We start from the raw sequence: 19,256 nt of genomic DNA on the forward strand, positions 1-19,256 counted from the left end.
CCCACGGGGATCGGCGACGAACCAAAGGGCCGGGGCAGTGTTTCGGCCGCCGGCTCAGGGAAGGGTTAGGACAGCTGGACGCCCGCCAGTCGCTCGGCGCGCAGCTCGGCGACGCCGGGCACCTCGAGGGGTTCCAGCGCGGCGCCGGTGGCGCGCTCCAGCAGCAGGTCCGCCAGTTCGGGATTGCGGGCCAGAGCGGGCCCGTGCATATAGGTGGCGATGATAGAACCCTGGACCGCGCCGTCGTAGGCAACACGATCCGGCTCACGGCCCTGCGGCGTGCCGTTGCCGACGCCCGCGACGACGCGGCCGAGGGGGGCCGCATCGGGCCCCAAGACGGTGCCGCCGCCGTGATTCTCGAAGCCAGTGAGGGGCTGGGTGAGGCCGTCAAGGAGAGGAACGGTCACGAGCTCGCCGATGGCGCGGTGCCCCTGCGGCTCGGTCGTAATGTCGAGGACGCCCATGCCGGGAACGCGCAAGCCGCGCGCATCCTCGTACCAGTGGCCCAGGACCTGCAGGGAGGCGCAGATCGCCAGGAGGGGGCGGCCCGCATCGAGGGCCCGAGACAGGCCCGAGGTGCCGCGGAACTTGTCGGCCGCCAGCGCCTGCGCGGTGTCCTCTCCCCCACCCAGCGTGTAGATGTCGAGGCTGTCGGGGATGTCCTCGGTCAGCCCGACGTGGACGACCTCGGCCTCGATGCCGCGCCTGCGGGCTCGCTCAGCCAGAATCAGGGCGTTGCCCGTGTCGCCGTAGGTGCCGAGCACCTCGGGCATGAGGACACCAATTCGCAGGGTGGAAGCGCTCACCGCTTGCCTTCCTTTCGGTCGAGCACGATCTTGAAGTCGCGCATTGCCGTGTAGTTGAGGAGTACCTCGACGCGGCCGGGCTCGCACAGGGCCAGGGCGTCCATGGGCAGAGCGACGAGGTCGCAGTGGACCCCCTCGTATTCGAGGCGCACGGCCAGGTCGGCGCCGCGCTCACCGCAGGCGATGACGCGCCTGCCGGGCCGGTTGACGCCGGAGAAGTCCACGTCCCACAGCCACGAGAGATCCTGTCCGTCGGGGATCTGGCCGTTGACACCGATGACGACCTGGTCGACGCGGGGGTCGACCATCGTCATGGCTTCCTGCCAGCCTGCGGGGTTCTTCGCGAGCATGAGGCGCGCCTTGCGCCCATTCACGTCGTGGACGGAGTAGCGGCCCGCGACTTCGGTGACGGAGCTGACGGCTGCCGCGGCTGCTGCCGGGTCGATTCCCATGGCGACCGCGGCGGCGACGGCCTGGGCGGCGTTGCCGAGGTTGGCGCGTCCGGGGAGCTTCAAGTCAAGGGGGACCGCCACGTCGCCGGGCCCATGCAGGAGGGCGCGCGGCCCCTCGGGGGCCAGTTCGACGTCGCTCAGCCACCAGTGGGGGGTGGGGCGGCTGACGAGGTCGGGAAGCTCCTCCCCGTCGAAGGCAGGGATCAGGTGCCAGTCCTCGCCGCTACGAACGACGCGGCCGCCGCGGGGGTAGGCGGCGGAGTCGCCGCCCCATCCGGCGCCGGCGGCGACCCACACGACGCGGGGGTTGTCCGCGGCAGCGGAGACGATGAGGGGGTCGTCGCAGTTGGCGACCACGACAGCGTTCGGGTGCGCGGCGGCGCCCGCGCGCAGGCGCTTTTCGACCGTGCCGATCTCGCCGACGCGGTCGAGCTGGTCGCGCGAGAGGTTGAGGTAGACGAAGACGTCGGGGGCGACGTCCGCAGCGACCGCTGGCACGTGCATTTCGTCGACTTCGAGGGCGGCGCGCGAGGCCCCCTTGCCCTGCATGAGGGCGGCGATGACGCCGGAGGTCATGTTGTCGCCGTTGATGTTGGAGGCGACGGGTCCGGCGCTCTCGAGGGCGGCGCGGACCATGCGCGTCGTCGTGGACTTGCCATTCGTTCCGGTGACGATGACGGAGGAGTAGGGGGCAGCCAGCTCGGCGAGGAACTTCGGGGAGATGCGCAGGGCGACCTCCCCGCCAATCATGCCTCCGGATCCACGCCCGAGGGCCCGGGAGGCGAAGCGGGCGGCGGCGCCGGCCGCGTTGGCCACGCGCGAGCGGACCGAGAGGTGATGCGATGATGTCGTCATGCATCCAGGTTAGCGCCTGCGGGGGCACGCTCGCGCCGTCGGGGCCCGTGCTACACGCCCCGTGGGACGAGGCCGGGGCACGGCTGGGCGGAGCTGGCGAGTGCGCGACACGCCGAATGGCACCTGGCCTGCACAAATAGTGCCGCATTGCATATCGACGTTATCCACGCCATGTCACTGTGAGCGCATCGATATGTCCCACCGGTTAATACACGCCCTGCCCGAGACGACCCATGGGGCGGGCAGAGTCGAAATTCTGCACATTTCCAAGGAAAAAATCTCCCCGACAACAAACGCGCAGGTCAGAGACTATTTGGGGAAAAATGTTGCGGATGAGACGCACGCAGTTTTCGGACTGCGTGCACATTTGTGCGAAGTGGCGGCGACACCGATTATCGACTACCGAAACCCGCCGTGACCTGGTAAAACTGTTCTCAGCAGGCGAGAGCCTGTCGCCTGTTCCAGGCTTCGATCGCGGATCCTGTGTGCCCCCGGATCCACGATCGAATTACGCTGCGGGACTCATCCCTCGGGTGGGTCCCGCAGCTCCTTGTTACCTCACTGTTGAGGCGCCACCACAGTAGCCACTATCACCGTCGCTGCCGCTGCGCGACGTTGTCCTTGCCTACGGAACCGCTGCCACTGCCAGCGTATCCGGGTAACTCCCTCCCACGTCCGTCTCCCACGCCACCTCCATCTCTGCGCGTCATCCTCCCTTGCCCGCCTCCGTCTGCGTTCGTCCCGCGGCCGCGCCAGTGTCCGTGCGCGGGCCCGCGAATTCGAACCTGGGCCCCCTAATTCGCACGTGGGCCCGCTCATCCGCGCCTGGGCCCGCTAATGCGAGCGTGGGTCCGCTAACTCGCACGTAGGCCCGCTAATACGAGCGTGGGCAGCCCCGCCCAGACACGGAATAGCGGGTTGACGTGCGAAATAGCCGGTTAGCGCACGCAATAGCGGGTTCGCGTGCGAGCGACACACCAGGCCGGGCACCGTTTTGCCCAAAACGTAGACCACCTCGCCCACGACACCCCATTGTCGGCGTTTGTCGCCGAGGTGGTCTGCGGTTTGGGCGCCACGCCGCCCCGAACCGCGACCTCACCGCCACCAAACGGGGGGAATTGCACCAATAGAGGCGCGACACGCCGGCGACACGCCGACGGGATGCTTCTAATGCTGCAAAACCCCCATCGCCAAAGATGCGACGCTCTCCGAAAGGGTCAGAGAGCGCGGACGGGCCCGGGCGCGACCTGCTTTCCAATGACACCGCCACCAAACGGGGGGGGGAATTGCACCAATAGAGCCACGACACGCCGGCGGGAGGCTTCTAATGGTGCAAAACCCCCATCGCCAAAGATGCGATCGAAGACCCTGTATCCAACGCCAGACTCGCCACATCACGACGATACTCCGGTGTCAAACGACGACGAGTTCCCATTAACAGGCACCTCACTTTCCGCAGGCACTCACACCCGCTTAACGAAGTGTCAACAACACAAGCCAAACCCCAGCTCGCATGTGGATAGGTAACGCGCATGTGGATAGCTTAATAACCTATCCGGATGCTCATAACCTATCCGGATGTTCATAACCTATCCGGATGTCGATAATCTATCCGCGTGCGGTGTGGGCGCCTGTTGGCAGGTGCAAGCGAGCGCCGGTCGGGCGTCGCCGACGGGGCCTTGCTGCACGGGCGCGGGTAGGGCAGCGCCGATAAACGTCGGTGGAGACGTCGTCGGCAATGGCGGGGGCATCACGGTCGGACAGCTCCGCGACAGCACATGTTGCCGATGGGGCAATCCGCCCAATCAGGAAGATTCAACGCCTTGTGATCGCGTGAAATCCTCCCTAACGGGTTGAAAGCTTCCAATCAGTTGCAATTTTCTCGACCGGGCTGAATCTTCTCAACCAGGTTGCCCCAGTCAACAACGCCGCAGGCCACCAACCGGAACGACCGCAACAACGCCGAAAAGTCACCCTCTCAGCAACACGATTTATCCATCCTCATAGTTGGTCCCATCCACCTAAAACGGCTCTTCACATTGTGGGGTGTGGGGGTGGTGGTCGAAGCGTGCCGGGGGTCGTGGACAGTGTCGTGGGACGACGACCGAACACAGGAGTTCACCTTGGGCGCCTCATCAACCAAAACTCGCATGCAATTCGGGTACCCGAACTTTCTGCAGCGCCCGAAAACGTTGCAATTCCAACGGTGCGATTTCAATGTTTGAAATACGTGTGGGGGAATTGCATGCGACATTTCTGAGGAACCACAACATGAGACGCCACAAAGGCACCACGAAGTGCCCCAAGCAGAAGACAACGCAAGCCCAGAAGACCCCCACAACCCCGACAGCCGCCACAACCGCCACAAGCACGGGGGCACTGCACCCGTTATGTGGCGGTGCACCCGTTATGTGGCGCTGCACCCGAACAGAAGAGGTGCATTGCCTACGGATCGGGTGCAGTGCCCCAACATACAAGAACAAACGCGGAACTGGCACACCGAACCACTCACCGCCGCACCCCTCCATGCGCAGCTGGGCCCTACTGGTGGCAGGACGGGCACGCCGCCCACGCCACCACCTGCACCCCGGCCCACTCCGACACCTCCCACACCCTTACATGCGAAGAGCCCCTAAAACACTGACTTTCCCGCACCAACACGCCGAAAAGTCACCGCTCCAGCAACACGTAGTGTCCTATAACCAACAGCGCCGCCCCGACGCGGGCGCGTCGGGGCGGCGGTGCAGCACTCAGGACAGCGACAGAGCGCCGAGACTCTCACCGGGAGATGATCGTCCCCTCGATAACGGCGCGAGCGCTCGCGCGCCCAGCAGGCCCGGGCAGCGCGGAGTGCCCAGCAGGCCCGGGCAACGCGGAGCGCCCAGCAGGTCCAGGCAGCGCGGAGCGCACGGGCGGCTCGGCGGTGGACATCGCCGCGATGGCGGCCATGGGGTCCCACACGGTGAGGGAGCCACCGGAGCGGGCGGCGGGCTGGGAGGAGCGGTCCCACGGGCGCTGGCCACGCCTCATCGGCATGACCTGACCGTCCGCGGACGCCGCGAACACGCGGTTGCGGCGAGCCTCTGCGGCTGCGACCGCCCCACGCAGGGCGTCACGCTCCTCTTCCAGGGCCTCGACGCGGCGCTCGAGCTCGAGAATACGTCGGATGCCCGCCAGGTTGATGCCCTCCTCCTGGCTCATCCGCTGCACGTCGCGCAGGCGCTGCACGTCACGCTTCGTGTAGCGGCGCCCCCGCCCTTTGGTGCGGGCGGGGATCACCAGGCCGAGGCGGTCGTACTGGCGCAGCGTCTGCGGGTGCATGCCCGCCAGCTCGGCCGCGACCGAAATGACGAACGTCACCGCATCGTCTGTTTCAGTCGGTGCCACGGCTTACTCCTCCGCAGCCTCGGCCAGCCAGGCGCGCACGTCGAGGTCACCCTCGGCCTTCGCCATCTCCTCCGCGAGCTTCTTGAGGTCGCGGCTCGGCTTCTCAGGCACCTGGATGGAAACGCGGGCAATCAGGTCACCCGTCGCCTTGGAGGTCTTCACGCCCCCGCCGCGCACGCGGATTTCCGCGCCCGAGGAGGAGCCCGCGGGCACCTTCACGGTGGCCGTGTTGCCGTCGATCGTCGGGATGTCGACGACGGCACCGAGGATGGCCTCGGACACGGTCACGGGCAGATCCATGACCAGGTCGTTACCCTCCCGCGAGTACACGGGGTGCGGCTTGACGGTCACGGCGACCTCGAGGTCGCCGGTGGGACCGCCGTGCGTACCGGGCTTGCCGTGCCCCTTGACGCGGACCTTCTGGCCGTCCTTGATGCCCGCGGGGATGCGGACCTTGATCGGAGAACCACCGACCTTGATGGTCAGGGTCGCGCCGTTGAGGGCCTGGCGGAAAGAAATTGACAGCTTCGCGCGCACGGTGCCGCCCTTTTCGGGCGTCGGCGCGCTACGCGGGGCGTGACCGCCACCGAAGGACGAGCCGTAGGGGTCGCCACCGAATCGCGCGCTCGCGCCACCGCCACCGCCGAAGAGGCCGGAGAGGATGTCCTCGAAGCCAGCCCCGCCGCCGGGCATGCCGGAAGTCTGGAAGCGCACGTTTGGACCGCCGCCACCGAAGCCGCCGCCGCCACCGAAGGCCCCGAAGAGATCCTCGAAGCCGCCTGTGCCGCCCGAACCGGCGGAGAATCGAGCCCCGCCGCCGGCCATCGCGCGGATCGCGTCGTAGCGCTTGCGATCCTCGTCGTTGGACAGGACCGCGTATGCCTCACCGATTTCCTTGAAGTTGGCTTCGGCTGCCTTGTCGCCCGGGTTCTGATCCGGGTGCCACTTGCGAGCCAGCTTACGGTAGGCCTTCGTGATGGCCTTCTTGTCCGCCGTCTTGTCGACTCCGAGGACCTTGTAGAAGTCCTTGGAGAACCAGTCCTGTTCACTCACGCGCGTGTCACCTCTCTTTCAGTTGCGAGCGTGTCGATGTTATTCAGGGTTGTTCACCAGCACCTTCGCGGCGCGCACGACGCGGTCTGCGCGGCGGTAGCCGCTCGCGAGGACCTGCCCGATGACGGGGTGGTCGACGTCGGCGCTGGTTGTCGCCATGAGGGCGTCGTGCAGGGTGGGGTCGAAGTCGTCGCCCTCGGCGCCGTAGCGCTCCAGCTCGAAACGCGTCTTGAGCGTCTCCTCAAGCTTGGTGGCGATCGACGCGAAGGGCCCGTCCTCCAGGTCGCCGTGCGCGCGGGCGGCGGCGATGTCGTCGAGGACGCTGATGAGCGACTCGATGACCTCGTCCTGACCGGCGGTCTTGTGGCCGGGGATGGCCTCCTTGGAGCGGCGCACGTAGTTGGCGTACTCCTGGCCCTGGTTGTACAGCTCCGCGTTGGCGCGGGCCAGCTGGTCTTCGACGGCCGCGATGCGCTCGAGGGCGTTGGCGAGGTCGGAGTCCTCGATCTGCTCTTCGAAGGCGCTCATGTCGTCGGTCGCGTCCTCGGACGAGGCCTGGGCTGCGTCATCCGCGCCGGGCGCGGTCTCGTTATTCTCGGCCGCCTGGCCGGCCGGGGCCGACTCGGTGGAGTCGGCCCCGGCGACGTTGGCGTCTTCGTTGGGCGCCGAGAAACCGTTGGTTTCTTCGGTGCTCACTTGTTGTCCTCGTCAACGATCTCGGCGTCCACGACGTCGTCCTGCGCGGGCGCGGACTGGGCTGCGGCCTCGTCGGCCTGCTGCTTGGCGTAGATCTCCTGGCCGATCTTCATGCCGGACTCGGACAGGGCGGCCATCGTGGTCTTCACGGCCTCGATGTCGTCACCCTTGAGGGCTTCCTTGACGGCGTCGACGTCCTTCTGGACGGCCGCGCGGGTCTCCTCGGAGATCTTGTCGGCCTCGTCCTTGAGCAGCTTTTCCGTCGAGTAGACGGCCTGCTCAGCCTGGTTGCGGGTGTCGGCGTCCTCGCGGCGCTTCTTGTCCTCGGCGGCGTGCTCTTCGGCCTCGCGCACCATGCGGTCGATATCCTCCTTGGGCAGGGAGGAACCGCCGGTGATCGTCACGGACTGCTCCTTGCCGGTGCCGCGGTCCTTCGCGGAGACGTGGACGATGCCGTTCGCGTCGATGTCGAAGGTGACCTCGATCTGCGGCACGCCGCGCGGGGCGGGGGCGATGCCGGACAGCTCGAAGGTGCCGAGCAGCTTGTTGTCGCGGGCGAACTCGCGCTCGCCCTGGTAGACCTGGATGAGCACGGAGGGCTGGCCGTCCTCGGCGGTGGAGAAGATCTCCGAGGCCTTGGTCGGGATGGCCGTGTTGCGGTCGATGAGCTTGGTCATGACGCCACCCTTGGTCTCGATGCCGAGCGATAGGGGGGTCACGTCGATGAGCAGGACGTCCTTGCGGTCACCCTGGATGACGCCGGCCTGCAGGGCGGCGCCCACGGCGACGACCTCATCGGGGTTGACGCCCTTGTTGGGCTCGCGGCCGCCGGTCAGCTCCTTGACGACCTCGGTGACGGCGGGCATACGGGTGGAGCCGCCGACGAGCACGACGTGGTCGATCTCGGAGACGGTCACGCCGGCCTCGGCCATGACATCGCGGAAGGGCTTCTTGGTGCGCTCGAGCAGGTCGGAGGTGAGCTCCTCGAACTTGGCGCGCGTCAGGGTCTCATCCAGGTGGATGGGGCCGTCAGCGGTCATGGACAGGTACTGCAGCGAGATGTTCGTGGAGGTCGCGGAGGACAGCTCCTTCTTCGCCTGCTCAGCAGCTTCCTTCAGGCGCTGGAGAGCGACCGCGTCCTTGGACAGGTCGGCGCCGGTCTTGGCCTTGACCTGGTCGATCAGCCAGTTGACGATGCGCTGATCCCAGTCGTCGCCGCCCAGGTGGTTGTCGCCGGAGGTGGCGCGCACCTGGATGGTAGAGAAGCCATCGTCGTCCTTGCCCACCTCGAGGAGGGACACGTCGAAGGTGCCACCACCGAGGTCGAAGACCAGGATGAGCTCGTCTTCCTTGCCCTTTTCGAGGCCGTAGGCCAGGGCAGCGGCCGTGGGCTCGTTGACGATGCGCTCGACCTTGAGGCCGGCGATCTGTCCGGCGTCCTTCGTGGCCTGGCGCTGAGCGTCGTTGAAGTAGGCGGGGACGGTGATGACGGCCTCGGTGACGGGCTCACCCAGGTAGGCCTCGGCGTCAGCCTTCAGCTTCATGAGGATGCGCGCGGAGATTTCCTGCGCGGTGTACTTCTTGCCGTCGATCTCCGTGGTCCAGTCGGTGCCCATGTGGCGCTTGACGGAGGAGATGGTGCGGTCAACGTTGGTGACGGCCTGGCGCTTGGCGATCTCGCCAACCAGGACCTCACCGGTCTTGGAGAAGGCGACGACCGAGGGGGTCGTACGGGCGCCTTCAGCGTTGGGGATGATGGTGGGCTCGCCGCCTTCGAGGACGGCGATAGCGGAGTTGGTGGTGCCGAGGTCGATGCCGACTGCACGTGCCATGGTTGTTGTCCTTTCGTTCGCTAGGCCGTCTCCGCGTTCGGGGCGGCTCGCGTTGGTCTGTGTGGTTTCTGTGGTGCCGGGTGTTCCCGACACATCCTTGAGTCTGATGTACTCAACTTTAGGAGCCGGGGTTTTATTCCGCAACCCGTAGCCCTCAAACTTGAGTCTGATGTACTCAACTTTAGAGGCTTGGGTTTTATTCCCCGACGAAGCCCCTCGAGAGGTTGAGCCGCTCAAAACCTGAGTCTGATGTACTCAACCTTCTCGTCACGCTTTTATTCCATCCACGACCACGACGACGTTCAACCCGCCCCAGCATGACTAAAACCGACACATGAAATCGCTTAGTAAGTAACGCGAAAGCCTGGCGTAAGGAAACACAAAGGTCACTGGTGGCGTAGCACACCGCGACTCTGGCACACTAAAGGCACTCTCACCGTTCGAGAGCCACGTCAATCAATGGAGACTTGATGCGCATCACAAACCGACTGGCTGGCAGCCTCCTCGCCGGCCTCCTCACACTAGGAATGGCAGGTCCCGCCTTGGCAGACACGCCCGAAGCCGACGGCGCCCAGCCCGCCGCCCCCGCCCCCCAGGTAACCTACGACGCACGCTACGCGATCCCCGCGGCCGTACCCGCCTCCAGCGAGGCGAAGGTCGCGCAGTGGCAGGACATGAAGTACGCGATGTTCATCCACTGGGGCGTCTACTCCTCCTACGCCGGCTGGTACAAGGGCCAGAAGCAGGAAGTGGGCTACCCCGAACAGATCAAGGCGTGGGGCCACCAGCAGACCTGGGACTCCCGCATCCCGCTGCAAGGCATCCCCCGCGACGAATACCTGGCCACCGCCCAGACCTTCGAAGCCCCCAACTTCGACGCGACCGCGTGGTGCCAGCAGGCCAAGGACAGCGGCATGAAGATGCTGCTCATCACCTCCAAGCACCACGACGGCTTCGCCATGTGGGACACGGCAACGACCGACTACAACTTCACGAAGCAGTCACCCTCCCACCGCGACCCAATCCTCGAGCTGTCGCAGGCCTGCCAGAAGGTCGGCATCAAGTTCGGCCTCTACTTCTCCAACATCGACTGGGAGAAACAGCCCGAAAACCCGTGGACAAACGCCAACACCCTCGACGAAGAGGGCTACATGGAGTACATCCATGAGCAGCTCAAGGAACTCCTCGGCGGCAAGTACGGCGAGATCGCCGAGCTCTGGTACGACATGGGCAAGCCGAACCCCGCCCAGTCCGACCAGCTGCGCGCATGGGCCCACGAGCTCCAGCCCAACATCATGATCAACTCCCGCGTGGGCAACGACCGCGCAGACTTCGAGGTCGGCTGGGACAACGAGATGCAGTCCGAGCAGACCCAGGGCCCCTGGGAGTCGGCCGTCTCGATCTTCCACAAGACCTGGGGCTACGCGAACTGGGACGACGCCGCCCCCACCTTCAAGGACACCGGCTACCCGGACTACACCGAGGAAGAATGGGACCACATCCAGCCGGTCGACAACACGACGACGCTTCGTAAGGCCCCGGACGGCGCGAAGACGAAGACCACCGAGATCGTCGGCAACATGTTCTCGACCGTGGCCCTGGGCGGCCAGTTCCTCTTCAACGTCGGCCCCAAGTTCGACGGCTCCTACGACCCATGGGACGCCTCGGTCCTGGCGGGCATCGGCGACTGGAACCGCGCGCACCCCGGCATCCTGAACAACTCGCGCCCGACCCACTACCCCATCGAGACCTGGGGCAAGACCATGGTCGACGACTCCCACATCTACCTGGGCATCGAGAAGTGGCCGGCCGACGGCACGGTCACGCTGCGCGGCGCCGGCGCCAACGACATCTCCTCGGTGAAGCTCGACGGCTCCGACGCGCCCCTGACCTACAAGGTCACGGGCAACGACCTCGTCATCACGCTGCCCGCCCAGCCCGACGAGATCCTCCCCGTCGTCACGGTCACCACGAACGGCGCGCCCACCTACGTGCCCACCGGCCTGACCACCATCGGCACCGAGGCGACCACGATCCCCGCCACCAGCCTCGAAAAGTTCAAGGCCCCCACCCCCAAGACCGGTGAGACGAGCTTCATCGCCTCCATCACCTCCGGCGACCAGGTCGCCTCGGGCGTGACCGTCTCCTTCGAGACGCAGGGCTTCACCGACGCCTACGCGAAGTACAAGGTCACCGTCGCCGGCCAGGTCAAGGGCGGCCTAACCGTCGCGGACCTCAACGCCGGCGTCGGCCCCTTCGCGATCGGCCCGAACCAGACCGCGCGCGTGACCCTCGAGTACGACAACCCGGATTACGTCCTCAAGGGCTTCGGCAAGGACGCGACCGTCACCTCGGTCACCGTCAAGGCCGCGACCCTCTCGACGCCCGCCGTCACCGTCGAGCCCTCGACCGTCGAGGCAGGCAAGACCGTCACCGTGACGGGCACGGGCTTCGCCCCCGAGTCCGCAGTGACGCTCACGCTGCACTCCGAACCCGTCGAGGTCGGCACCGCGACCACGGACCCGAGCGGTGCTTTCACCGCCACCGTGACGGTTCCGGCCACCACCGACGCCGGGGCGCACACGCTCGTCGCCTCCACCGCCACTCCCCTCGCCGAGGCCTCGGCCGCCCTGACGGTCACCGCGCCCCCCGCGCCGGCCCCGTCCGACGACTCGGGCGCCCAGCCCTCCGCGGCCCCCTCCCCCGCCCCCGAGCAGGGCGGCAAGGGCGGCCTGGCCCGCACGGGTTCTCACGGGCTGCTCGCCGGGGCGTTCGCCCTGGTCGCAGCCGGCGCAGGCACCGCCTTCATTCGCCGCTCTCGCCGAGCCAAGGCATAGCCGCCGCGTGTGCTGAACCACCGCAGACGGGGGCGGGGCGTAGCTGACGCTACGCCCCGCCCCCACTTACACTTAAAAGATGCGCTGCGACCACTATGACGCCGGAACCTGCCGGTCCTGCTCCCTCCTCCCCCAGCCCTACGAGCGCCAGCTCGCGGGCAAGGAAGAGGCCGTCGCGGCCGCCCTGGCCACCGTCCCAGGAGCCGGTGATATCACCTGGCTGGCCCCAGCCTCGTCCCCCGACAGGGGCTTCCGCACGAGCGCGAAGCTCGTCGTCGGAGGCACCCGGCGCCGCCCCACACTCGGAATCCTCGGGCCCGACCGGCGCGGCGTCGACCTGCCCGGCTGCCCCATCCAGCACCCGGCGATCAACCGCGCAACGCCCGGCCTCAAGCGCTTCATCCGCTCCCTGAGCCTCACCCCCTACGACGTTCCCACCAAGCGCGGGGAGCTCAAGAACATCCTCATCACCGTGGGCGAGGGCGAGCAGCTCATGATCCGCTTCGTGCTGCGCACCCGCGAGCGCGTCTCCGACATCCGCGCCGCGCTGCCGCTGCTGGGCGACCTCGTGCCGGCCGCCCACGTCGTCACCGCGAACATTCACCCCACGCACGAGGCCATCGTGGAGGGGCCCGACGAGATCATCCTGACGCGCGCCCGCACGCTGCCGCTGTCCGTCGAGGGGCTCGAGCTGGGGCCGCGTTCCTTCGCGCAGACCAACGCGCACGTCGCCTCCGCCCTGTACGAGCAGGCCGCGCTATGGGCCTCACGCCCCTTCGCCGATGGGCGCCTTCCGAGCAGCCTGTGGGACCTGTACTGCGGCGTCGGAGGCTTCGCGCTCGCCTGCGCGCGCGCCGGATTCCCGCGCGTCACCGGCGTCGAGGTGTCCTCCGGTGCGATCTCCTCGGCGATCAGCGCCGCACGCCACGCGGGCCTGTCGCGGTCGGCTGCGTCCTTTATCGCGGACGACGCGACCTCGTGGGCGCGCGCCCAGTCCGCAGCGGACGTGCCCGACGTGATCGTCGTGAACCCGCCGCGCCGAGGCATCGGAGGCGACCTGGCCGCCTACCTGAACGAGTGCGGCGCGCCGCGCGTCATCTACTCCTCGTGCAACCCCGCGTCGCTCGCCAAGGACCTGGCGGCCATGCCCACGCTGCGCCCCGTCGAGGGGCGCCTCTTCGACATGTTCCCGCACACGACCCACGCCGAGGTCGCCCTCCTCCTGGAGCGCGCGTCAGCGTAGGTAGCTCCGATCGGAAGGCCCGCCCCGGCCTCGTTCCTCGTCAAGTGCCGCCTCACGACAGGCGAGCGGATCGACTCGCGCCCAGCGCGGCCTCGTTCCTCGTCAAGTGCCGCCTCACGACAGGCGAGCGGATCGACTCGCGCCCGGCGCGGTTACTCCACGCGCCTCCTGTCTGATCCATCTTTACTCCTCGACGGGGAGCACCGTCCACCCGTTCCACGAGCCGCCCGAGCGCCCGGGCTCACCGCCCCGTACAGTTACAATTGGACCTCACGTTAGGAGAATTATGACCATCGAACTGATCACCGCCCCCACCCCCGAGCTCCACGAGGCCATGGCGCGCCTCCTCCCCCAGCTGTCCCGCTCCGCCAAGCCCATGAGCGAGGCGGACGTTGAGCGCTTCCTCGCCCAGGGCAGCGTCCACCTCTTCGTGTTCCGCCCCGACGCGGCCGATGATGAGGGCAATCACCCGATCCTCGGCATGCTGTCGCTGGCCACCTTCGAGATTCCGACGGGCGTGCGCGCGTGGGTCGAGGACGTCGTCATCGACGAGGCCGCCCGCGGCCAGGGCGCCGGCCAATCCCTCGTGGTCGCCGCGATCGAGCACGCGAAGAAGGTCGGCGCGCGCACCGTCGACCTGACGTCGCGCCCCTCACGCGAGGCCGCGAACCGCCTCTACCAGCGCGCTGGCTTCCAGCTGCGCGAGACCAACGTGTACCGAGTGACCCTCGAGCAGAAGTAAGCACGCGCTGCTTGCGACCCTAGTGTCATGTGCACCGCATTCGGCGCGTGCGCTGCTTGGGTTGCGTGCACTGCACGGACTCCACGCGTTCTTCGTGTTGCCGCCCGCCCCCGCATGATGCGGGGGCGGGCGCTTCGCGTGATGCGTGGGGTGAGGCCCCCTCACGTGCGCGACCGGGCTGACCCGGCGGCACTGACCGGGCTGCTCACGTTCCGGATAGGTTACGCCGATCCGGATAGGTTATCGCCACGTGGATAGGTTAATAAGCTATCCGGATGCTCATAACCTATCCGGATCGCAACAACCTATCCGCGTACACAGCAGCTCGTAACACCACTACTAGTTCAGGAAGCAATGCACTAGTAAGCGCAGCATTGCACGAGCAGCTATACAGCGTCATTCCTCCCCAAGCGGCGCACGATCCCCGAGCAACAAGCTCAATCACGAATTCCAACCACGCCGCCGCCGTGGAGGCTGCCGGAGGGCCGGAGCATTCAACCTCATCGGTAACGTTCAACCTCATCGGGTACACGCCACACCGCAACGAGTATTTTCATGAATTCAGGGGCCAAGGAGCCGCTCCCAACGCCTGCAGGCATCGGCAGGGCCCGAGCCAAACATAAGTCGCACGTAATTTAACGCGGTCAGTTTTAAAGAATGCCCCAAAACGTTGCAATTCCAACGATGCGAATTCAACGTTTGAAATACTCGAAGGGGAATTACGTGCGACATTGATGCGGAGAGACGGGTCCTGGCCGGGCTTCAAGCCGACGTGTCGAGCAGAGTTCGCGGCATAGACAGCAAGCGGGCGGGCAGGCCGCGGTGCCGGTGGGCGGCGGCAGGGCCAGGGCGAGCTCCGAGACGACGCACCGAGCCACACGTCAGCGACCCTGCACCACTGGTTTGGAGGGCGCCGGAGGGTCCGAAGGGCCAGGGCGGGCTTCGAGATCGACCACTCCGAGCGATAGCAAAGCGTGTGGCGATCTCGCGGGCGGCCGGACCCGAAGGCGCCGGGAAAACCCGTGGCGCCGCAAGCACCGCCGGAGATCAGGCGGCGCTGCAAGCACCGGCCCAACCAGTCAGAACTCCTCGTAGTACTCCGGGTTCTGGTCGGCCTGGCGGCCGCCCGGACGCCCGAGCGCGCCGATCGCCGCCATTTGCTCAGGAGACAGCGAGAAGGAGAAGATATCGAGGTTCTCGCGCTGACGCTCAGGGTGACCGGACTTGGGCAGGGGCAGGGCGCCGAGCTGGTAGTGCCAGCGCAGAATGAGGCGTGACGGGGACACGCCCGCCTCGGCGGCCAGGGCGACGATTGCGGGGTCTTCGACGATGCGCCACTTGCGGCCCAGCGGGCTCCACGACTCGGTGCGCACGCCGATCTGCTCGTGGTAGGCCAGCGCCGAGGCCTGCGGGAAGTAGGGGTGCAGCTCGATCTGGTTGACGCTCGGGTACTCGCCGGTCTCAGCGTGCACGCGGTCGAGGTGTTCGGGCAGGAAGTTACACACGCCGACGGAGCGGATCAGGCCGCGGTCGCGCGCGTCCAGCAGGGCTTGGTAGGCCTCGACGTAGAGGCCGCGCTTGGGGTTGGGCCAGTGGATCAGGTACATGTCCCAGTAGTCCAGGCCGGCGCGCATGAGGGATTCTTCGACGGTGTAGACGGCCTCGTCGTAGCGCTGGTGACGCCCGGGGAGCTTGGAGACGAGGCGCAGCTCCTCGCGGGGAACACCGCAGCGGCGCACGGCCGCGCCGAGGGCGCCCTCGTTCTCGTAGTTAAAGGCGCTGTCCAGCATCCGATACCCGGCGTCGACGCCGGACACCATGGAGGCCACGCCCGAGGCGCCGCGCAGGTTGTAGGTCCCCAGCGCGATCGCGGGAACGTCCAGGCCGTCATTCAGGGTGTATGAGGGAATCTCGCTCATGGCACAAGCATAGCTGCCCGGGAGCGTCCTACCATGGGGGTATGGCACAGCTTGAACTGGATGAGGTCCACGCGAACGCAGTGGACTATCAGCATTTCCTTCTTGATTCTCCCACCCCCTATCACGCGGCCGAGGTCGTGGCTCAGCGCCTGGTGGACGCCGGCTTTACGCGCGTCGACGAGAAGGGCGCGTGGGACGCGTCCCCGGGCGGTCACGTGATGGTGCGCGGTGGCGCGGTGGCCGCGTGGTTCGTGCCCGAGACGGTCGCCGAGGACGCGGGTTTCCGCATCGTGGGCGCGCACACGGATTCGCCGGCGCTGTCGGTGAAGCCGTCGGTGCAGTCGACGACGCCGGATGGCTGGGGCCAGATCGACGTCGAGGTGTACGGCGGGATGATGTGGAACTCGTGGCTGGATCGCGAGCTGACGTTGGCGGGCCGCCTGGTCCTGACCAGCGGCGAGGTGGTGTTGGCGCGCACGGGCCCGATCGCGCGTATCCCGCAGCTGGCGATTCACCTGGATCGCGACGTGAACCCGGTCGGCCTGAAGCTGGATCCGCAGAAGCACCTGCATCCGGTGTGGACGGTGGACAACCCGACCGGCAGCGTGTTGGAGCATGTCGCTCAGTCGGCGGGCCTGGAGGACGCGTCGCAGGTCGCGGCCTTCGACCTGATCCTGACCCCCAGCCAGGGCCCCGGTTTCTTCGGCGACAAGGGCCAGTTCGTGGCGGCCTCGCGTCAGGACAATCTGTCGAGCGTGCACCCGGGCCTGGTGGCCCTGGAGCGCCTGGCGGCGGAGGGCACGCCCGCGGGCGGGGATGTCGTGGTGTTCATGTGCTTCGATCACGAGGAGGTGGGCTCGGGCTCGCGCACGGGCGCGGCCGGCCCGATTCTGGAGACGGTGTTGCGCCGCACGGCTGCCGCGCTGGGCCGGGACGAGGATGGCTTCGAACGCATGCTCGCGGCCTCCTCGTGCGTGAGCGCGGATGCCGCGCATTCGGTGCATCCGAATTACGCGGGCCATCACGATCCGGATAACCGCCCGGTGATGGGGCGCGGCCCGGTCATCAAGATCAATTCGAAGCAGCGTTACGCGACGGACGGCGAGGGCGTTGCACTGTGGAATCGGGCGTGCGCGGCGGCGGGCGTGGCCTCGCAGAGTTTCGTGGGCAACAACGCGATGCCGTGCGGCACGACGATCGGCCCGATCACGGCGACCCGGCTGGGGATCCTGACGGTGGACGTGGGTATCGGCCTGCTGTCAATGCATTCGGCGCGCGAGATGAGCCACGTCGATGACCTGCTGACGCTGTCGAAGGCCCTCGCGGCGTACTGGCGCGGCGCCTGAGCGCCTGACGCACGGGCACGCCTGAGCGCATGAAGATACCCCGACCTCGTCCTGAACTGCGCCCCGAAACTTGGACGCTTTAAATGGTAGCCGTTATGCGGCTTCCCGTAGGGCCTGATCCCGGTATTCTGCCGGGGTCAGGCCCTTGAGCTTTACTTGGCGTCTTGTTGTGTTCCAGTGCGTGATGTAGGCGTCGAGGTCGGCTTTGAAGCTCTCGAAGGTCTGCCAGTCTTGGCCGCGAAAGAACTCGTCCTTGATGTGCCCAAAAACCTGCTCGGTGGCACCGTTGTCGATGCAGTTGCCTTTGCGTGACATGCTCTGGATGAAACCGTTCTCGGCAAGCGCACTGATGTAGGTTCCGTGCTGGTACTGCCATCCCATGTCCGAGTGCAAGATCGGCTCGACCCCTGCTGGTTTGGCGTCCATGAGCATCTGGAGCATCTCTTGTTGCTGGGCGAGGTTGGGGCACATAGAGATGGAGTGGGCCACGATCTCTTTGCTGGCAAAATCGTAGACCGGAGCGAGGTAGGCCTTACCGAAGGAGAGCTTGAACTCGGTGACATCGGTACCCATTTTCTGCCAGGGCCCATCGGCTGTGAAGTCGCGGCCGATGATGTTGTCGAAGCTTTGCCCCACGTCCCCCTTGTAGGAGTTGTACCTGTGGTAGTTCGTCTCGCGGCGTATGCCGCAGCGCAGCCCCATCTCACGCATCATCTTCAAGACCGTCTTGTCGGCGATGCGCTCTCCTGCCTCAGCGCGCAGGCACATGGCTACCTGCCTGTGACCGCACCCGTTGGGGGTTCGCGAAAAGATCTGGGCGACCTTGGGCCGCAGATACGCCCTGGTTGGCTGCTGGGGGTGAGCCAGCGCGTAGTAGTAGCTCGACCTGGCAAGACCGGCGGCCTCGAGGAGATCACCCACCGCGTGTCCACGCCCTGAAAGCTCGGCGACCGCTAGGGCTTTGTCCCGGTTTGGGAGCGCCTCTGCGCCTTCAGGGCAATCGATTTTTTTAGGTACGCCACCTGTGCCTCGAGCTTACGCACGCGCTCGGCGAGTTCCTCCTCACGCGTTGGTGGCACTGCCCGTACTGATCCCTTTGGCCTGCCCTTAGGCTTAGGCATGAGGGCCTGCGCGCCGCCCTCACGGTACAGCCTGCACCAATTCTTCAGCGGTGTCGCGCTCGCAATACCGAAGCGCACCATCGCCTCAGGTTTACTCATCCCGTCATCAACCACGGCCCTGGCTGCGGCGACCTTGGTCTCATAGTCGTATTTGGTCCGCTTTACTTCCATGGCAAGAAGCCCATCCTTCCCAATTGCGCGGTACGTCTTCTGCCAGTGTCGCACGGCCTCAGCAGGCACACCCAGCCTCTTGGCGGTCAAACGATAGCCAAATCCCCTCTCAAACATCTCCACCGCCTGCTCCCGAAGCAAACGATCATGCCTCAACCGCAGATCCACAGACATGAAAAGCCTCCCATTCCCTGGACTTCAATTTCGATGTCCAAGAAACGGGAGGCAGTTCATCCACGACGAGGCCGGGGTTCTTGTCGTCTGTCGGGCGTCCTCAGAAGGATGCAACGGCGGTGACGGTGACGGGCACGTTGCCGCGCGTGGCTTTGGAGTAGGGGCACAGCTGGTGGGCGCGGTCGACGAGGGCCTGGGCGCGGTCGAGGTCGACGCCGGGGATGAACACCTCGATGTCGGCGGTCAGGGCGAAGGAGTCGCCCTCGGGGCCGAGCCCGATCGTGGTGCGCACAAGGGAGTCGGTGGTGTCGATGCCCATTTCCTTGGCGGCCAGTCCCATGGCGCCCTGGAAGCAGGCGCCGTAGCCCATGGCGAAGAGGGCTTCGGGGTTGGCGCCGTCGCCGGGGCCGCCCAGTTCCTTGGGCATGCGCATGACGTGGGTGATGCCGAGCGCGGGGACGGAGGAGGTGCCGGCGCGGCCGCCGGTGGAGTCGGCGGTGACGGTGTATGCGATCTTGCTAGGTGTATCCATACCCCTATTCCATCACTAGGACTTCAGTCCCGCAAGGGGTTTGACAGAAACACAAGCGCTTTCGCGCGGGGACGAGGCCGGGGCCTACCC

15 protein-coding genes are annotated in these 19,256 nt (G+C 66.6%); 4 read left to right on the forward strand and 11 right to left on the reverse strand.

Annotated features, from left to right (window positions below; all coding sequences use genetic code 11):
- Window positions 1–65: 65 nt before the first annotated feature.
- The 6 genes from QU663_RS09095 to dnaK all read right to left on the reverse strand — a co-directional run bounded on the left by QU663_RS09095 (window position 66) and on the right by dnaK (window position 9,081).
- Window positions 66–806, reverse strand: coding sequence for a type 1 glutamine amidotransferase (locus tag QU663_RS09095; RefSeq protein ID WP_034481842.1), 741 nt, complete (start codon window positions 804–806; stop codon window positions 66–68).
- A complete protein-coding gene (locus tag QU663_RS09100; protein ID WP_198010230.1) occupies window positions 803–2,113 on the reverse strand; it encodes a MurT ligase domain-containing protein in 1,311 nt (436 codons plus the stop codon). The genes QU663_RS09095 and QU663_RS09100 overlap by 4 nt, the downstream gene beginning before the upstream one ends.
- Window positions 2,114–4,891: 2,778 nt before the next feature.
- The gene (locus QU663_RS09105; protein WP_084437388.1) at window positions 4,892–5,500 is read right to left on the reverse strand and encodes a heat shock protein transcriptional repressor HspR; all 609 of its coding nucleotides are present in this window, start codon (window positions 5,498–5,500) and stop codon (window positions 4,892–4,894) included.
- A 3-nt stretch (window positions 5,501–5,503) separates the two neighbouring features.
- Window positions 5,504–6,553 carry a DnaJ C-terminal domain-containing protein gene (locus QU663_RS09110; RefSeq protein WP_021611239.1) on the reverse strand — a complete coding sequence of 350 codons (1,050 nt, stop codon included), beginning with the start codon at window positions 6,551–6,553 and terminating at the stop codon, window positions 5,504–5,506.
- 39 nt (window positions 6,554–6,592) lie between these two features.
- On the reverse strand, window positions 6,593–7,249 hold the full coding sequence (locus QU663_RS09115) for a nucleotide exchange factor GrpE (protein WP_021611238.1): 657 nt from the start codon (window positions 7,247–7,249) through the stop codon (window positions 6,593–6,595).
- Window positions 7,246–9,081, reverse strand: coding sequence for a molecular chaperone DnaK (dnaK, locus tag QU663_RS09120; protein ID WP_021611237.1), 1,836 nt, complete (start codon window positions 9,079–9,081; stop codon window positions 7,246–7,248). Before dnaK ends, QU663_RS09115 begins: the two co-directional genes overlap by 4 nt.
- A gap of 470 nt (window positions 9,082–9,551) precedes the next feature.
- On the opposite strand from dnaK, the gene QU663_RS09125 reads away from it, so the two are divergent.
- Together QU663_RS09125 and QU663_RS09130 are read left to right on the forward strand one after the other, a co-directional pair.
- Entirely contained in the window at window positions 9,552–11,918 is a 2,367-nt protein-coding gene (locus QU663_RS09125) for an alpha-L-fucosidase (RefSeq protein WP_304990559.1), read from the forward strand.
- 79 nt (window positions 11,919–11,997) lie between these two features.
- On the forward strand, window positions 11,998–13,161 hold the full coding sequence (locus QU663_RS09130) for a methyltransferase domain-containing protein (protein WP_021610714.1): 1,164 nt from the start codon (window positions 11,998–12,000) through the stop codon (window positions 13,159–13,161).
- A 52-nt stretch (window positions 13,162–13,213) separates the two neighbouring features.
- Here the strand turns inward: QU663_RS09130 and QU663_RS09135 are convergent, their stop codons facing one another.
- Window positions 13,214–13,342, reverse strand: a complete 129-nt coding sequence (locus tag QU663_RS09135) for a hypothetical protein (protein WP_021610715.1) — start codon at window positions 13,340–13,342, stop codon at window positions 13,214–13,216.
- Between the two features lie 105 nt (window positions 13,343–13,447).
- Here QU663_RS09135 and QU663_RS09140 point away from each other — a divergent pair, with 105 nt between their 5' ends.
- A complete protein-coding gene (locus QU663_RS09140) occupies window positions 13,448–13,903 on the forward strand; it encodes a GNAT family N-acetyltransferase (protein ID WP_021610716.1) in 456 nt (151 codons plus the stop codon).
- A gap of 1,079 nt (window positions 13,904–14,982) precedes the next feature.
- Here the strand turns inward: QU663_RS09140 and QU663_RS09145 are convergent.
- Window positions 14,983–15,822, reverse strand: coding sequence for an aldo/keto reductase (locus tag QU663_RS09145; RefSeq protein WP_021610718.1), 840 nt, complete (start codon window positions 15,820–15,822; stop codon window positions 14,983–14,985).
- Between the two features lie 41 nt (window positions 15,823–15,863).
- Between QU663_RS09145 and QU663_RS09150 the strand changes: the two genes are divergently transcribed.
- The gene (locus QU663_RS09150) at window positions 15,864–17,168 is read left to right on the forward strand and encodes a M18 family aminopeptidase (RefSeq protein ID WP_021610719.1); all 1,305 of its coding nucleotides are present in this window, start codon (window positions 15,864–15,866) and stop codon (window positions 17,166–17,168) included.
- Window positions 17,169–17,261: 93 nt separating this feature from the next.
- Here the strand turns inward: QU663_RS09150 and QU663_RS09155 are convergent, their stop codons facing one another.
- The 3 genes from QU663_RS09155 to QU663_RS09165 all read right to left on the reverse strand — a co-directional run bounded on the left by QU663_RS09155 (window position 17,262) and on the right by QU663_RS09165 (window position 19,166).
- Entirely contained in the window at window positions 17,262–18,089 is an 828-nt protein-coding gene (locus tag QU663_RS09155; protein WP_021610621.1) for an IS3 family transposase, read from the reverse strand.
- Window positions 18,090–18,121: 32 nt separating this feature from the next.
- Window positions 18,122–18,634 (reverse strand): helix-turn-helix domain-containing protein, encoded by a 513-nt coding sequence (locus QU663_RS09160; protein ID WP_021610620.1) that lies wholly within the window; start codon window positions 18,632–18,634, stop codon window positions 18,122–18,124.
- A 100-nt stretch (window positions 18,635–18,734) separates the two neighbouring features.
- Entirely contained in the window at window positions 18,735–19,166 is a 432-nt protein-coding gene (locus tag QU663_RS09165; protein WP_021610882.1) for an Ohr family peroxiredoxin, read from the reverse strand.
- Window positions 19,167–19,256 lie beyond the last annotated feature (90 nt).

The organism is Schaalia sp. HMT-172 (assembly GCF_030644365.1).
Classification (GTDB): Bacteria; Actinomycetota; Actinomycetes; order Actinomycetales; family Actinomycetaceae; genus Pauljensenia.

Coding starts and splice junctions, on each gene's coding strand:
- QU663_RS09100 (WP_198010230.1), bottom strand. CDS start 2,113: ATGACGACATCATCGCATCACCTCTCGGTCCGCTCGCGCGTGGCCAAC.
- dnaK (WP_021611237.1), bottom strand. CDS start 9,081: ATGGCACGTGCAGTCGGCATCGACCTCGGCACCACCAACTCCGCTATC.
- QU663_RS09125 (WP_304990559.1), top strand. CDS start 9,552: ATGCGCATCACAAACCGACTGGCTGGCAGCCTCCTCGCCGGCCTCCTC.
- QU663_RS09130 (WP_021610714.1), top strand. CDS start 11,998: ATGCGCTGCGACCACTATGACGCCGGAACCTGCCGGTCCTGCTCCCTC.
- QU663_RS09135 (WP_021610715.1), bottom strand. CDS start 13,342: ATGGATCAGACAGGAGGCGCGTGGAGTAACCGCGCCGGGCGCGAGTCG.
- QU663_RS09140 (WP_021610716.1), top strand. CDS start 13,448: ATGACCATCGAACTGATCACCGCCCCCACCCCCGAGCTCCACGAGGCC.
- QU663_RS09145 (WP_021610718.1), bottom strand. CDS start 15,822: ATGAGCGAGATTCCCTCATACACCCTGAATGACGGCCTGGACGTTCCC.
- QU663_RS09150 (WP_021610719.1), top strand. CDS start 15,864: ATGGCACAGCTTGAACTGGATGAGGTCCACGCGAACGCAGTGGACTAT.
- QU663_RS09160 (WP_021610620.1), bottom strand. CDS start 18,634: ATGTCTGTGGATCTGCGGTTGAGGCATGATCGTTTGCTTCGGGAGCAG.
- QU663_RS09165 (WP_021610882.1), bottom strand. CDS start 19,166: ATGGATACACCTAGCAAGATCGCATACACCGTCACCGCCGACTCCACC.